Source organism: Streptomyces indicus (assembly GCF_900100315.1).
GTDB lineage: Bacteria > Actinomycetota > Actinomycetes > Streptomycetales > Streptomycetaceae > Streptomyces > Streptomyces indicus.
In genome coordinates, this window is record NZ_FNFF01000001.1 from 100428 (window position 1) to 114551 (window position 14124).

The 14124-nt window shown below is 71.9% G+C and carries 16 protein-coding genes; 8 read left to right on the top strand and 8 right to left on the bottom strand.

Features of this window, described 5'->3' with window-relative positions; all coding sequences use genetic code 11:
- The first annotated feature begins 9 nt into the window (after positions 1-9).
- The 3 genes from BLT97_RS00455 (at position 10) to BLT97_RS00465 (ending at position 2467) form a co-directional block, all read left to right on the top strand.
- Positions 10-1266: a sensor histidine kinase gene (locus BLT97_RS00455; protein WP_093606614.1), complete on the top strand. Its 1257-nt coding sequence runs from the start codon at positions 10-12 to the stop codon at positions 1264-1266.
- A complete protein-coding gene (locus BLT97_RS00460; RefSeq protein ID WP_093606615.1) occupies positions 1263-1898 on the top strand; it encodes a response regulator in 636 nt (211 codons plus the stop codon). Before BLT97_RS00455 ends, BLT97_RS00460 begins: the two co-directional genes overlap by 4 nt.
- A 155-nt stretch (positions 1899-2053) precedes the next feature.
- Entirely contained in the window at positions 2054-2467 is a 414-nt protein-coding gene (locus BLT97_RS00465; protein WP_093606616.1) for a VOC family protein, read from the top strand.
- A gap of 118 nt (positions 2468-2585) precedes the next feature.
- Here the strand turns inward: BLT97_RS00465 and BLT97_RS00470 are convergent, their stop codons facing one another.
- Positions 2586-3203 carry an isochorismatase family protein gene (locus BLT97_RS00470; RefSeq protein WP_093606617.1) on the bottom strand — a complete coding sequence of 206 codons (618 nt, stop codon included), beginning with the start codon at positions 3201-3203 and terminating at the stop codon, positions 2586-2588.
- A gap of 136 nt (positions 3204-3339) precedes the next feature.
- The gene (locus BLT97_RS00475; protein ID WP_093606618.1) at positions 3340-4332 is read right to left on the bottom strand and encodes a GlxA family transcriptional regulator; all 993 of its coding nucleotides are present in this window, start codon (positions 4330-4332) and stop codon (positions 3340-3342) included.
- Between the two features lie 211 nt (positions 4333-4543).
- On the opposite strand from BLT97_RS00475, the gene BLT97_RS00480 reads away from it, so the two are divergent.
- Complete coding sequence (locus BLT97_RS00480; protein ID WP_093606619.1) at positions 4544-5905, top strand: BNR-4 repeat-containing protein; 1362 nt, start codon at positions 4544-4546, stop codon at positions 5903-5905.
- Positions 5906-5972: 67 nt separating this feature from the next.
- On the opposite strand, the gene BLT97_RS00485 is transcribed toward BLT97_RS00480, so the two are convergent.
- Together BLT97_RS00485 and BLT97_RS00490 are read right to left on the bottom strand one after the other, a co-directional pair.
- Positions 5973-6593 (bottom strand): L-threonylcarbamoyladenylate synthase, encoded by a 621-nt coding sequence (locus BLT97_RS00485; protein ID WP_093606620.1) that lies wholly within the window; start codon positions 6591-6593, stop codon positions 5973-5975.
- A 36-nt stretch (positions 6594-6629) separates the two neighbouring features.
- Positions 6630-7121, bottom strand: a complete 492-nt coding sequence (locus tag BLT97_RS00490; RefSeq protein ID WP_093606621.1) for an FBP domain-containing protein — start codon at positions 7119-7121, stop codon at positions 6630-6632.
- 73 nt (positions 7122-7194) lie between these two features.
- Between BLT97_RS00490 and BLT97_RS00495 the strand changes: the two genes are divergently transcribed.
- Genes BLT97_RS00495 through BLT97_RS00510 form a run of 4 tightly spaced genes read left to right on the top strand, consistent with a single transcriptional unit; the run spans position 7195 to position 10005 of the window.
- Positions 7195-7788: a TetR/AcrR family transcriptional regulator gene (locus BLT97_RS00495; protein ID WP_093606622.1), complete on the top strand. Its 594-nt coding sequence runs from the start codon at positions 7195-7197 to the stop codon at positions 7786-7788.
- 6 nt (positions 7789-7794) lie between these two features.
- A complete protein-coding gene (locus BLT97_RS00500) occupies positions 7795-8982 on the top strand; it encodes a GDSL-type esterase/lipase family protein (RefSeq protein ID WP_093606623.1) in 1188 nt (395 codons plus the stop codon).
- A gap of 52 nt (positions 8983-9034) precedes the next feature.
- Complete coding sequence (locus BLT97_RS00505) at positions 9035-9565, top strand: MarR family winged helix-turn-helix transcriptional regulator (protein ID WP_093606624.1); 531 nt, start codon at positions 9035-9037, stop codon at positions 9563-9565.
- Positions 9562-10005, top strand: a complete 444-nt coding sequence (locus tag BLT97_RS00510; protein ID WP_093606625.1) for a MarR family transcriptional regulator — start codon at positions 9562-9564, stop codon at positions 10003-10005. The genes BLT97_RS00505 and BLT97_RS00510 overlap by 4 nt, the downstream gene beginning before the upstream one ends.
- A gap of 30 nt (positions 10006-10035) precedes the next feature.
- On the opposite strand, the gene BLT97_RS00515 is transcribed toward BLT97_RS00510, so the two are convergent.
- The 4 genes from BLT97_RS00515 to BLT97_RS00530 all read right to left on the bottom strand — a co-directional run bounded on the left by BLT97_RS00515 (position 10036) and on the right by BLT97_RS00530 (position 13984).
- The gene (locus BLT97_RS00515; protein ID WP_093606626.1) at positions 10036-11604 is read right to left on the bottom strand and encodes a helix-turn-helix domain-containing protein; all 1569 of its coding nucleotides are present in this window, start codon (positions 11602-11604) and stop codon (positions 10036-10038) included.
- Between the two features lie 125 nt (positions 11605-11729).
- Complete coding sequence (locus BLT97_RS00520) at positions 11730-12986, bottom strand: RNA polymerase sigma factor (RefSeq protein ID WP_093606627.1); 1257 nt, start codon at positions 12984-12986, stop codon at positions 11730-11732.
- Between the two features lie 113 nt (positions 12987-13099).
- A complete protein-coding gene (locus BLT97_RS00525) occupies positions 13100-13429 on the bottom strand; it encodes a putative quinol monooxygenase (protein WP_093606628.1) in 330 nt (109 codons plus the stop codon).
- Positions 13430-13495: 66 nt separating this feature from the next.
- Entirely contained in the window at positions 13496-13984 is a 489-nt protein-coding gene (locus BLT97_RS00530; protein WP_093606629.1) for a MarR family winged helix-turn-helix transcriptional regulator, read from the bottom strand.
- Positions 13985-14124 lie beyond the last annotated feature (140 nt).

The window sequence follows — 14124 nt, forward strand, 5'->3', positions numbered from 1 at the left end:
GGGAGGACTGTGAACGCCGCCGCCCTCCCCCTCACCCCGACCACCCGCGCCCTCACCTGGTGCCTGCACCTGCTGGTCCTCGGCCTGCTGGTGCTCGCCGCCGTACGGGCGGTGGCCGACGGCCGCGCGTACCCGGGCGTGATCGTCGCCGTGGCGGTGCTGTGCGCGCTCGTCTACGCCGCCGGGTCGCTGCTGCCGGGGATACGCGGCTCACGCCGGGCCGCGGCCTGGTGGCTGCTCGCACTCGGCGCCGTATGGCTGGCGCTGCTCGCCCTCACGCCGGACGGAGTCTGGCTGGCGTTCCCGCTGTACTTCCTGCAACTGCACCTGCTGCCGCAGCGCGGCGGTCTGGTCTGCGTGGGCGTGACCGCGGTGGCGGCGGTGGCCGGGTTCTCCGCGCATCAGGGCGCGTTCAGCGCGGCGATGGCGATCGGGCCCGCGCTCGGTGCGGCGGTCGCGGTCGCGGTGGTGCGCGGCTATCAGGCCCTGTACCGGGAGAGCGAACAGCGCCGCCGGCTCATCGAGGAACTCACCGCCGCGCGCGCCGACCTCGCCGCCGCCCAGCACACCGCGGGCGTGGCGGCCGAGCGCGAGCGGCTGGCCCGCGAGATCCACGACACCCTGGCCCAGGGCCTGTCCAGCATCCAGCTCCTGCTGCGGGCCGCCGAGCGCGCCCTGCCGCACGCCCCCGAAAAGGCCGTACGCCACATCGGTCAGGCCAGGCTCGCCGCCGTGGACAACCTCGCCGAGGCCCGGCGCTTCGTCGCCGCCCTGGCCCCGCCCGCCCTGGACGGCACCAGCCTGGCCGGCGCCCTGGAGCGGCTCTGCGCCACCACCTCCGCACGCGAGGGCATCACGGCGCGCTTCCACCTCGCCGGCCCCGCGCTGCCGCTGCCGACCGCACACGAGGTGGCGCTGCTGCGCATCGCCCAGTCCGCGATCGGCAACACGGTCCGGCACGCCGGCGCCACCAGGGTGGACGTCACGCTCGCCTGCCACGCCGGCGAGGTCACGCTGGACGTCGCCGACGACGGTGCCGGCTTCGTCCCCGGTGAACTGCCCGCGCCCGACCCGATGACGGGCGGCTTCGGACTGGCCGCCATGCGCTCCCGCCTGCGGGCCCTCGGCGGCACCCTCACCCTCGCCTCCGCGCCCGGCCGCGGCACCACGGTGACAGCCCGGCTCCCCGTCGACCCGCCACCCGCGACGAAGGCGGCCGCCCCTCCTCACTCCACCCGCGCACCCGAGCCCGAGGCCCGCCCGTGACCGACTCGCCCATCCGCCTGCTGCTCGCCGACGACCACCCCGTCGTACGGGCCGGACTGCGCGCCGTTCTGGAGACCGAGCCGGGGCTCCTCGTGGTCGCCGAGGCCGCCACCGCGGAGGACGCCGTCACGCGGGCCGCCGCGGGAGACATCGACGTGGTGCTGATGGACCTGCAGTTCGGCAAGGGCATGGGCGGCGCCGAGGCCACGGCCCTGATCACCGCGCGGCCGGATGCGCCCCGGGTCCTCGTGGTCACGACGTACGACTCCGACGCGGACACCCTGCCGGCCATCGAGGCCGGCGCCACCGGCTACCTCCTCAAGGACGCACCGCCCGAGGACCTGGCGGCCGCCGTCCGCACCGCCGCGGCAGGCCGCACCATCCTCGCCCCCGCGGTGGCCGACCGGCTGATGAACCGCCTCCGTACCCCCGCCACGACCCTGACCCGACGCGAGACCGAAGTGCTCGCCCTCGTCGCGGAGGGCCTGTCGAACCAGGCGATCGGCCGCCACCTGCACCTCACCGAGGGCACGGTCAAGTCCCACCTGGCCCGCGTCTACGCCAAGCTCGACGTGGACTCCCGTACTGCCGCGGTGGCGGCCGCGACCGAGCTGGGGCTGATCCGGCGCTGAGCTCCACAAGGGCTGCGACCCATCCCGCGCCGAGCGCGCCGGGTGGCGATCCGCAGGCCGGGCGGCCTCCTGTCCGCGGGGCTACGGTGGAACAGGGCCGGGCCCCCGCGGGCGCCGGCGTCCCTGCGGAGCTCTCACCGACCGAGGAGCATGCCATGAGTTCCCGTCTCAACCCGTATCTCAGCTTCGACGGAAACGCCCGCGAGGCCCTGGAGTTCTACGAGCAGGTCTTCGGGGGCACGCTCCTGCTCAACACCTACGGCGAGTCCGGGATGGCCGGGACGCCGATGGCCGACAAGATCATGCATGGCATGCTGGAGACCGCGAGCGGCTACACGCTGATGGGCGCGGACCAGCACCCGGACATGCCGCAGCAGTCCGGCGCGAACTTCTCGGTGAGCCTGAGCGGCGACGACGCGGACGAACTGCGCGGCTACTGGGAGAAGTTGGCGGCGAACGCCACGGTCACCGTGCCGTTGGAGAAGCAGATGTGGGGCGATGTGTTCGGCATGTGCACGGACCGGTTCGGGGTTCCGTGGATGGTCAACATCAGCGAGCAGACGGGCTGACCGGCCCGCGAGCACGCGAAGGGGCGGGACGGCGCATCGGCCGTCCCGCCCTTCGTCATACGGGAGTTGAGCCCGGGGCGTTCTCGCCTCGATCAAATCCCCTACCTCATACGGGCGTTCAGTCCTCGAGCGAGTCCACCTTCGGGGCCACCACGGCGAACAGGTCGCCGATCGTGGTCAGCGCGGCCGACTGCAGGGCGGCGGCCGGAACGACGGAGCCGTCGGGGGCCGCGAGGCTGCGCGTGGCGGTCGCCTCCGCGACCACCGTGGGCCGGTAGCCGAGGTTGAAGGCGCCCTGCGCCGTGTAGTTGACGCACATGTGCGTCATGAAACCGGCGAGCACCAGGTCCTTGCCGCTGCCCGGACCGGCACCGAGGCCCGTGAGCACCTCGACCAGGTCCGTCTCGTGGAAGGAGTTGGGGAAGCCCTTGACCACGACGGCCTCCCCCTCGACCGGGGCGACCTCGTCGCTGATCGCGCCGATCTCCGCACGGATGTCGTACGGGGTGCCCTCACCGCCGTCGTTCATCACATGCACCACGGGGGCACCGGCGGCGCGGGCGCGCTCCAGGAGGCGGGCGCCGGCCGCGAGGGCCTCCTCGGCGCCTTCGAGTGCCATGACGCCGGAGCGGTAGGTGTTCTGGAAGTCGATGAGCACGACGATCGAGTCGGCCAGCTTGGGCAGCTCGTCGCCGAGTCCGACGACCTCGCGCAGGGACTTCGCGTGCTGAGTCATGGGATGCCTTTCATCGGGTTCCGGGCAGGGCGCAGCCACACGCCGCAGCGGACCGGGACAGGTTGGTGACTGGAGAGAGAGGACTTGAGAGACGAAAAGAGCAGAGAGAGTAGAAGGGATGGAAGGGTGGAATGTTTCACGTGGAACTGGTGCGGAAGCGCCGTCGATAACCCGCCGGAGTCGTCGCCAGCTGCCGCTTGAACGCGCGGTGCAGGGTCTCCGCCGAACCGAGTCCGGCCGCCGCGGCGATGCGGTCGAGCGCGTCGTCCGTGGTCTCCAGGAGACGGCGGGCCGTCTCCACGCGGGCGGCCTCCACATAGGCGGCCGGGCTCTGCCCCGTCTCCTGTTTGAAGACCCGCGCGAAGTGCCGCTCGCTCAGGCACATGCGGGCCGCGAGCACCTCGGCGGACAGGTCCTCGTCGAGATGGTCGGCGATCCACACCCGCAGCTCGTCGATGTCGCGCCGGGCCGCGGCCGGCCGGCTGAGCGGGACGGAGAACTGACTCTGCCCGCCCTGCCGCTTCAGGTACATCACCAGCTGCCGGGCCACGGCCAGCGCGGCCTTCTCCCCCAGGTCCTCGGCGACGAGGGCCAAGGAGAGATCGAGGCAGGCGCTGATGCCCGCACCTGTCCAGAGCCGGCCGCGGTCAGTGCGGACGAAGATCGGGTCCGGGTCGACCGTGACCGCCGGGTGGTCGGCGGCGAGCTGGGCGGCGGTGGACCAGTGGGTGGTGGCCGTCCTGCCGTCCAGGAGCCCCGCCGCCGCCAGCAGATGGGCGCCCACGCAGACCGAGGCGACGCGGCGCGAGCGCGGCGCGGTGCGTTCGAGCCACGCCACGATGTCCGGGTCGACGCGGGCCACGGGGCCCGCCTCGGTGAAGTCCACCGCACCGGGCACCAGCAGCGTGTCGACCTGCCCGTCGACCTCGTCGAAGCCCAGGTCGGCGACGACCCGCACCCCCGCCGAGGTCCGCACCTCGCCCGCCGAGGGTCCGGCGAGCTTCACCTCGTATCCGGCGCGGCCCGAGGTCTCGCGGTTGGCGAGCGCGAAGACCTCGGCCGGGCCGGTGACGTCGAGGAGGTCGACATCCGGGAAGACCGCGATGACGACTCGGTGCTTGAGGGGCATGTCCTCATCCTCGCCCGGGCCGCTCGATGGCCGCAATGACGGCTGTCTGTCACATTCGGACATCGCAGTCGGGTCGCGTACGGCTCAAGCAGCCACACCCAGGAGCGCCAGTAAAGCATTGAGGTCCCATATTGTGCACAGCCTATTCAGACTGTGGGATCTCGGGTAGGTTCCGGGCCGAACCGGCCCCTCCCTTCAAGGAGTCACCTCCATGAGGCTTCTCGGCGCACGCACGTACGCCGTCACCGCAGCCGCCGTCGCCGGCCTGCTGACACTCACCGGCACCGGAGCCACCGCGACCGCCACCCCGGCCACCACCACGACCGCCTCCGCCGAAGCCGAAGCCGCAGACAGGGCCGGAGCCCCAACAGCAGCCGCCACCACCACCGTCGAGAAGGTCCCGTACGCCATGGACTCCTCCAACCAGGCCGCCTGGTGGACGCCCCTGGCCACGTACAAGGGCGCGGGCCAGTACACCTACATGGCGTTCAACGAGCCCGGTTCCAGCGCGTCCACGCACCGGCCGGCCATCGCCCGGCGCGCCCCCGACGGCAGCTGGAGCAGACTTCCGCTGCTCAACAGCTCCGGAACGCAGGCCGAGTTCACCGACGACCTCGGGCACAACCAGCCGTCCGTCGCGCGCGACGGCAGCGGCCGGCTGCACGTGTTCACCTCGATGCACTGCAACCCCTGGCGCTACTTCCGCACCGAGAGCCCCGGCGGCAGCGTCACGGACCACGCGGCCGAACTGCCGGACGCGGGCCAGGGAATCACGTATCCGGTGCTGACCACCGCACCCAACGGCGACCTCTACCTGACGGCCAGGGTCGGCTGCGGCAACGACCAGCGCCCGGGGAAGCTGTACCGCTGGGACAACGCCGCCTCGCGCTGGAGCACGGTCGCCACGTTCGCCGCGGCCCAGTACCGCGCCGTATACCCGGACGATCTCGCCGTGGACTCCGCGGGCCGGGTGCACATCCTGTACGAGTGGTCCAAGGCGCCGTCCTCCGCCTTCCGCCACCAGCTCTCGTATCTCCGGTACGACCCGGCCACCGGCACCTTCGCCGACAGCACGGGAGCGGCCGCCACCGTGCCGGCCACCCCGGCGACCGCGGACGTCATCCAGGACCTGACGGCCGGCGAGCAGTGGAGCACCGACAACACCGGCTACACCGGACCGGCCGTGCAGAGCGCCAAGTTGACGCTCAACGGATCCGCGCCGCGGGTCGCCTACCGCTACCGCTCCGAGGACAGCGCGGGCGTCTTCCGCGTGTACTACGCCGCCCCGGGCTCGGGCGGCTGGGCGCGCCAGACCGTATACGCGGGCGGACAGACCATGGCCGCGCTGGGCATCACACGGGACGGGACGGAGGGCGAGCGGGTCTACTACGTGACCGCGTCCGGCACGGACCGCGTGTTCGCGGCCCACGCCGTCGGCGGCGCCTGGCAGCCCCAGTCCGTCGTGCCGGGCGTCACCGCGGACCGCCTCGCGGTGCGGCGGGACTCGGACGGCAACGACGTGCTGTACCTGCCGGACACCGCACGCGGCACGCTCCACTACGGGCGCCGCTGACGCGGCAATCGCGTGCGTGCGAGACAGCAACCCGAGGCGCCCGACAGGCATCTGAAGCCCGCGAAGGTCACTCGAAGCGGGAGGTGTCCCCTGCTCCGCGCCGGATGATCTCGACATCCCCGTTGGAGAAGTCGATCACCGTGGTGGGCTCGGTGCCGCAGTCGCCCGAGTCGAGCACCGCGTCGACGACGTGGTCGAGCCGCTCCTTGATCTCCCAGCCCTGCGTGAGCGGTTCGCCCTCGCCGGGCAGCAGCAGCGTGCTGGACAGGAGCGGCTCGCCGAGCTCTTCGAGGAGCGCCTGGGTGACGACGTGGTCGGGGATGCGGACGCCGACGGTCTTCTTCTTCGGGTGCATCAGCTGCCGCGGCACTTCCCTGCTGGCCGGCAGGATGAAGGTGTAACTGCCGGGCGTGGCGGCCTTGATGGCGCGGAACACGTCGTTGTCGATGTGCACGAACTGGCCCAGCTGCGCGAAGTCCTGGCACACCAGCGTGAAGTGGTGCCGGTCGTCGAGCTGGCGGATGGTGCGGATCCGGGCGATGCCGTCACGGTTGCCGAGCTGGCAGCCCAGCGCGTAGCAGGAGTCGGTCGGATACGCGATGAGCGCGCCCTTGCGGATACTCTCGGCCACCGTGGTGATGGTGCGCCGCTGCGGATTCTCCGGGTGGACGTCGAAGTACGTTGCCATCCGGCGAGTTTAAGGCGAGCGCGGGGCGCTGCCCGGTCAGTGGGTGACCTTCGTCAGAAAGGCCTCCAGATTGGTGACCGTGCGCGCGATCCGCTCCTCCACCGTGAGCGTCTCGCCCAGCCGCATGGCGGGCCTGACCTGCTTGATGCCGCGGGTGTAGAGCGAGCAGTCGAGCTCGTCGCACATGTAGATGCCCACGGAGTTGCCCTGCTTGCCCGCCTCGCCGGCGCGCGGGGCGACCATCAGCGGCACTCCGCCTTCGTGGGCGGTGAGGCAGATGCGGCACATGCTGGGCCGCGCCTGTCCGGTGCGGCGCGCTCCGGCGCGCAGGACCACGCCTTGGAGGCGTCCGTCGAGTTCGGCGACGAGGTAGGCGCGGTCGGGCGCCTGCGGATCGCGCCAGCCCAGGTAGTCCAGGTCCTCCCACGGGCGCTCCGCCAGGTCACGCGGCAGGTTCATGCGCTTGGCCTCCCCTTTCGAGCAGTTCACGAAGGAGGCGCGGATCTCGGATTCGGTCAGTGGCTTCATGCCGGCGATCGTAAGTTGCCTAAAACCTGTAGGCAAATGAATAATGGCCTTAGGGCGAGGCGAGGAGACCGGGATGGCAAGGGCAGGGCTGACGCCGCAGCGGCTCACGCAGGCCGGTGCGGAACTCGCCGACGAGGTCGGATTCGAACACGTGACCGTGTCGGCGCTGGCCCGGCACTTCGACGTGAAGGTCGCGAGTCTCTACTCCCATGTGAAGAGCTCGCACGACCTGAAGACCCGGATCGCCCTGCTGGCCCTGGAGGAGATGGCCGACCGCGCCGCGCAGGCGCTCGCGGGCCGCTCCGGCAAGGACGCACTGGCCGCGTTCGCCGAGGTCTACCGGGGTTACGCGCGCGAGCACCCCGGCCGTTACGCCGCCGCGCAGCTGCGCCTCGATCCGGAGACCGCCGCGGCCGGCGCCGGAGTGCGCCACTCGCAGATGACACGGGCGATCCTGCGCGGCTACGACCTGGCCGAGCCGGCGCAGACCCACGCCGTACGGCTCCTCGGCAGCGTCTTCCACGGTTACGTGAGCCTGGAGCTGAGCGGCGGTTTCAGCCACAGCGCCCCGGACTCCTCGGTGTCGTGGGCGCGGATCATCGACGCGCTGGACGCCCTGCTGCGCACCTGGCCCGACGAGCCGGACCGCGAAGAACGAAAGGCCTGAACCACCATGAACGCCCCCGCCGACCGCGGCTGGATCACCACCCCGCTCACGCCCGCGATCGTCCGCGGCGCCCTCGAACTCGAAGCCACCGGGCGCGGCGTCCTGCCGCACCGGCTGCCCGCCCGGGCCCGCGCGCAGTGCGCCGACGGCCAGCTGGCCATGGCCGAGTCGCAGCCTTCGGGGGTACGGATCGCCCTGCGCACCCGCGCCACGGCGCTGGAGCTCGACACCCTGCCCACCAAGCGCGTGTACGCCGGCGCCCCGCCGCGTCCCGACGGCCTGTACGACCTGCTCGTGGACGGCGAACTGGCCGGGCAGGCAAGCGTGTCGGGCGGCGACACCGTGACCATCGACATGTCGACCGGATCCGCCGAGCACACCCCGGGATCCGCGGGCACCCTGCGCTTCGCCGGACTGCCGGACCGCGACAAGGTCCTGGAGGTCTGGCTGCCGCACAACGAGACCACGCAGCTGGTCGCGCTGCGCACCGACGCCCCGGTCGAGCCCGTACCGCAGGAGGGCCGCAGGACCTGGCTGCACCACGGCAGTTCGATCAGCCACGGTTCGGACGCGGCGAGCCCCAGCACGACCTGGCCGGCGCTCGCGGCGCGGCTGGGCGGCGCGGACCTGGTGAACCTCGGGTTCGGCGGCAGTGCGTTGCTCGATCCGTTCACCGCACGCGCCATGCGGGACACCCCGGCGGACCTCATCAGCGTCAAGATCGGCATCAATCTCGTCAACCTGGATCTGATGCGGCTGCGCGCGTTCGGCCCGGCGGTGCACGGCTTCCTCGACACGATCCGCGAAGGCCACCCCACCACGCCGCTGCTCGTCGTGTCACCGATCCACTGCGCGATCCACGAGGACACACCGGGCCCGGGCGCCTTCGACCTCGACGCCCTGGCAACGGGCACGCTGCGCTTCAAGGCCACCGGCGACCCCGCCGAAGTGGCCGCAGGGAAGCTCACGTTGCGCGTGATCCGCGACGAGCTCGCCCGCATCGTGGCCCAGCGCGCGGCCGACGACCCGCAGCTCCACCACCTGGACGGTCTCGCTCTGTACGGCGCGGAGGACGCAGCAGAACTGCCCCTGCCGGACGACCTGCACCCGGACGCGGCGGCACACCGGCGGATCGGGGAACGGTTCGCGCGTCACGCCTTCGCCGCGGACGGGCCCTTCGCCGCTCCCGCATAGAGCGCGCGAAAAACAGTAGCCATGTACATAGTAGCTATGTACTCTATTTTCCATGAGCAACGGTACGCCGGGGCCAACTCCCGGTTTCCTGGTCTGGCGGCTCGCCAACAAGTGGCGGGTCGCCGTCGACCGCGCGGTGGCACCGCTGGGTCTGACGCACGCGCAGTACGCGTTGGTCGCGTCGCTGCACGGCATGCAGCGCACCGGCGTGCGTCCCAGCCAGCGGCAGCTCGCCGATCACACCGGTCTCGAAGCGCTGTACGTGTCGAAGCTGGCGCGGGCGCTCGAAGCGGCCGGGCACATCGAGCGCACCCGCGACCCGCGCGACCCGCGCGCCGTCCAACTGACCCTCACCCCACAGGGACAGGCCGTCACCCGGAAGGCCATCGAGGTGGTCCAGGAGCTGCACCAGCAGCTGCTCGAACCGCTCGGCGGGCTCGAGGGCGAGCGCACCCACGTGCTGACGCAGGAGCTCAGGACCTTGCTCGACGTACGCCTCGATCCAGCCGTGAGCCGAGATCCATCCGTACGCCGTGACGCATCCGATCCGCACGACGAGAGCACGCAGGAGGGCACACCATGACCGCCACCGCACCCCTCGCCAACCCCCGCGACCTCGCGCTCGCGCACTACGCCGCTCGCGGCGTCCTCGAGCAAGTGCTCACCGGGCACGGGATCACCTTCCAGGAGTCGGTGACCCTGCGCGCCGCGGTCACCGCCGGCTCCGAGCAGACGCGGGACGACCTGGTCGCGACCGTCCAGGGTTCGCTGAAGGCCGAGCCCGCGGCGCTGCGGGCCACGGTCGACGCGCTGCTGGCCAAGGAGTTGCTCGCCGAGGACGGCGGCCAGGTGCGGCCGACCGACGCGGGGCGTGCGCTCCAGCAGACGCTCGGCGCCGAGACCGCTCCGGTCTCGGCCAGGATCTGGGGCGGGATTCCGGAGGAGGACCTGGCCGCCGCGGGGCGGGTGCTCGCTCTGGTCACCGAGCGGGCGAACGCGGAGCTCGCGCGCCTCACCGCCTGACCGGGACGCAGGTCCCGCCGAGCGTCGTGGTCAGCTGTCCGCCGGGAACTCGGCGTGGTCCTGGCCGAGGGTGTACACGTCCTTCACCTTCACCTCGGTGACCCCACGGCCCTCGGTGAAGAGCGCGCGCCAATCGCCGCTCACGTGCAGCTCGTCCGTGCCCATCGCGCGGACGAGGACGAGGCCTTCGTCGAAGCACTTGTACGCCTTCATCCAGAGGTTGGCGAAGGCCTGGGAGCGGATGAGGTGCATCCAGTCGCTGCGGTACAGCTCCCGGTTGTAGTTGGACTCCCCCATCGTCGAGACGAACTTGGCGTACATCGCCTTCACGTATTCGAGCGTGACCGTGTCGTCCTCGGCGATGGCGCGGTCACGGGCGTCCTTCAGGGCGATACGGAACTTCTCGAGCAGTCCCTCGGTGGCGCCCGAGGTCCACGACTCGTGGATCACGGGCGGCTCGCACAGTCCGTACGGATCCGCGGAGAGCCGAAGCAGCAGGCGCAGCGTCGGCTCGGTCACCCACAGTTCCCCGGACTCCTCGCGGTTGCCGAGGGGGTTGGGCAGGAGGTGCTCCAGGTCCCAGCGGGGCGGGGTGATCAGGTGGACGCCCGCGCGCCGGCGGTCGTGCACGTCGCCCGTCGAGTGTTCGAGGGCACCGATCGGCAGGTGGGTCTTGAGGGCGGACAGGTAGGCGCCGTTGATGTCGAGCGCGGTCACCTCGTGGGCGCCGGGCGGGAGTTCAGGACGGGTCCAGTTCGGGCGCGCCTCCCAGATGTCGTCCGGACCGCGCGCGCTCTTGCGGCGCAGGACGTCGGGCATCGGCGGGTGGGCGATGATCTGGTACCGGGCGCCCTTGCGGGTCTCGTCGAGCAGCGCCATGGCGTCGGGGATGGCCCGCTTGACCAGAGCGGCCGTGGCCGTCTCCACGTCACCGCCGTGCGCGGCGAGCGCGGCCTCGACGGCGCGCGCGATGAGGTCGGGGGTGTCCGCCTCCTCGGCGCGGCGGCCCGCGGGGACGATCTTCGTGGGTGCGGCGGCGGCGGTGGGCGCGGGTGCGCGTTGGGCGGACGTGGGAGCGGGTGCCCGATCCTCCCGTACGCTCTGCGCACCCTGGCAGTCGGCGGCATCCAAGTGCTGGGGGAAACCCTCGACTTGATGCCGAGCCGGGCCCCCGCACAGCACGCAGGGCTCAGGGGAGGCGAGTGCCACGCCCCCGTGGGTCTCCGCCGCGTCCTCGGGCGCCTCGGGCTCGGTGGCAAGGGTCTCGGGAGCCGACACTTCGGATGTCGACACTTCGGATGTCGATGCTTCGGCAGCCGAAGCATCGGGCCCGGGCGTCTCGGAAGCGGAGGACGGCTCGGCGAGCTTCGTCTGCGCGCCTTCCAGGAAATACCCGTACTTGGCGCGGATCTCGCCGCTCGGGTCGCGCCCGCTCTCCCAGCCGCCGACGGTCGAAGCCGAGACGCCGAGTGCCGTCGCCACCTGGGTACGGGACAGGCCGAGGGCCTCCCGCAGCCGCCTGCGTTCGGCGGCCGGCGGCAGCGCGGCCTCCTCCTGGACCGAGGCCAGGAGCGCGTCGATCGCGTCGAAGTCCGTCACGGCGCCTCCTTGCCCGGAGCGGTTGTCGCTGGTCGTGCCGCGTGGGCGGGCACGCGGCAACTATAGGTCGCGCACGGCCTCGGCCTCCGTACGGCACCAGTGGCTTCGCCGAGGCGGGCGCTGGTCTAGGCGGAGCCGGAATCCAGTTCGCGGGCGCGGGCCAGGAGCAGTTCCTGTTCGCGGGCGTTGCGCGCGAGTGCGGCCGCCTCCTCGAACGCCGCGCGCGCCTCGGCGGTGCGGCCCAGGCGCTGCAAAAGGTCGCCGCGCACGCTCGGCAGCAGGTGGTAGCCCTTGAGCGCCTCTTCGTCGGCCAGCGCGTCCACCAGTTTCAGGGCCTGCGCGGGTCCTTCGGCCATGGAGACCGCGACGGCCCGGTTCAGCTCGACCACGGCCGAGGAGGTGAGTTGGGCGAGGCGGCCGTACAGGGAGGCGATCGTCTGCCAGTCGGTGTCCTCGTACCGCAGCGCCTGCGCATGGCACATCGCGATGGCGGCCTGCACGGAGTACGGGCCGGTCCCGGCGCGCTGGAACGCCTCGACGCCGCGGTGGATCAGCATGCGGTTCCACCTGGTGCGGTTCTGGTCGGCGAGCAGCACGGGTTCGCCGTCGGGTCCGGTGCGGGCCGGCAGGCGCGAGGCCTGGAACTCCAACAGGGCGGCGAGTCCGTGCACTTCGGGCTCGTCCGGCATGAGGGCGGCGAGCACCCGGCCGAGCCGCAGCGCGTCCTCGCACAGCGCGGGGCGCAGCAGGTCCTCGCCGGCGGTGGCGCTGTAGCCCTCGTTGAAGATCAGGTAGATGACTTCGAGCACCGAGGCGAGGCGTGCCGGGCGTTCGCCGGCGCCGGGCACCTCGTAGGGGACGTCGGCCTTGGCGAGGGTGCGTTTGGCCCGGACGATGCGCTGGGCGACGGTCGGCTCGGTGGTGAGCAGGGCGCGGGCGATCTCCTCGGTGGTGAGGCCGCCGAGGAGCCGGAGGGTGAGGGCGATACGCGCCTTCGCGGACAGCACCGGATGACAGGCCGTGAAGATCAGGCGCAGCAGGTCGTCGTCGATGTCGTCCGGGTCCGAGGGCTCGGGCGGCGGCACGTCCTCGAGGGTGCGGCCGACCTCGGCGAGCTTGCGCGCGTACGTCTCCTTGCGGCGTACGAGGTCGATGGCCTTGCGGCGGGCGGCGGTCATCAGCCATGCGGCCGGGTTGTCCGGCACGCCGTCGCGCGGCCACTGTTCGAGGGCGCTGATCAGCGCGTCCTGCGCGAGTTCCTCCGCTATGCCGACGTCGCGCACCACCCGCGTCACGCTGGCGATGATCCGCGCGGACTCCATCCGGAAGACCGCTTCGACGGCGGCGGTCGCCTCACCCTGCTGAGCTGTCACGGGCCCCATCCCAACATCCGGCCCCGGGCGGGGCAAGCAGGATCCCGGGGAGCGGGAAGCGGGCGGACGCCGCGCGCGGGTGTGCGGACGGCCCGAGCCGTCCGCACACCCGCGGGGCCGGATCAGTCGCTGTCCACGGCCATTTCGCCGAGCAGCGACCAGTCGTCCTGCGGCACGGTCGTGTTGACGATCCTCGGCGTCTGCGCGAGGTACTGCGGCAGGGTCTGCTGTGCGGCCTTGAAATGGGCGGAGGTCACATGGGCGGCCCCGGCGTCCTCGTCGCGGAACGCCTCCACCAGGACGTACTCGGCGGAGTCGTCCAGGCTGCGCGACCAGTCGAACCACAGGCACCCCGGCTCGGCGCGGGTCGCCTCGGTGAACTCGCGGCTGATCTCGGGCCATTGGTCCGCGTGCTCGGGCAGCACGCGGAACTTCGCGGTGATGAAGATCATCGAACTCCTCGCGGGGAAGTCGGCTCGGGTGGGAAACGGCGCCTGCGCGGCGTCCGTACCAGGTTGTCACCAGGGGCGGTGAGCCGCATCGCCGTCCCCTGCTCCCGTCACCCCCACCGGACTGCGCAACTGCTCGGCGGCGTCGGAGACCCGCCGCAACAGGTCGAGGAACACAGCCTGTTCGGCCTCCGACAAGGGTGCGAGGAAGACGTGGTTCATCCGGGCGGTCCGGACCGTGAGCTTGCGGTGGACGCCTGCGCCTTCACCCGTGAGCCGCAGCGAGAAGCGTCTGCCGTCCTCGGTGTCGCGCACCTTCTCGATCAGGCCGCGCCGCCCGAGCCGCCCGACCACCTCGGCGACGGTCGAGCGGTCCAGGCCCACCCGCTCCCCCACAGTGCGCTGGTCCAGGCCCGGTTCGGCCATCAGCGCGTTCAGCACCCCGTACTGCGGCGAGGTGATCTCCTCGGACACCATCGTGGTCCACAGCAGGTAGTGGGCCTGCTGGAGCCTGCGGGCCAGGTGCCCGGGGTGGGTGCTCAGATCCACGGCCGCCATGCGTCGTCTCCCGCCGCTCCTCCGCCGGCTCACAGGCCCGCGAGTTCGTTGGTGCACTGCACGATACTGACGTGAGGGCTACCGCCACACACCTTCATCGACCTGAACAACCGCACGCATCAGGCAAGTTGTTGACGTCC